1 protein-coding gene is annotated in these 430 nt (G+C 67.7%); it reads left to right on the top strand.

What is annotated here, in order from left to right:
• Positions 1 to 430 (top strand): APC family permease (locus DVK07_RS21970; protein ID WP_147441351.1); only part of this gene is annotated, 430 nt, incomplete at both ends.

Raw genomic sequence — 430 nt, 5'->3', positions numbered from 1 at the left:
GCTGTTCTACGCCTACATCGGAATCGCCGTCGCCGGGCAGATGGGCGCCGAGGTGAAGAACCCCTCGCCGAACCTCCCCCTGGCGATGGCCGGCGGGACGGCCATCCTCATCTTCCTGTACGTGCTGACCGCCGGCGTCATCTACGGCGTCGTCGGCGACTACACGGTTCTCGCGAACTCGGCGCGGCCGCTCTCCACGGCCGCGGAAGTGTTCCTCGGCGATATCGGCACCGCCATCGTCGGCATCGGCGGTCTCCTCGCCACCGCGTCGTCGGTCCACGCGGTCATGGGCGCGGGCATCAAGATGCCCTACTCGTGGGCGTGGGACGAGGTGTTTCCCAAGAAATTCTCGGCGGTCTCCGACCGTTTCGGGACGCCCCACTGGTCGCTGCTGACGCTCTACGTCGTCGCCTCCGGGCTCACCTTCTGG

Origin of the sequence: Halorubrum sp. Atlit-26R, assembly GCF_003666015.1 — an archaeon.
Lineage (GTDB): Archaea > Halobacteriota > Halobacteria > Halobacteriales > Haloferacaceae > Halorubrum.
This window is presented reverse-complemented; position numbering and strand designations above follow the sequence as displayed.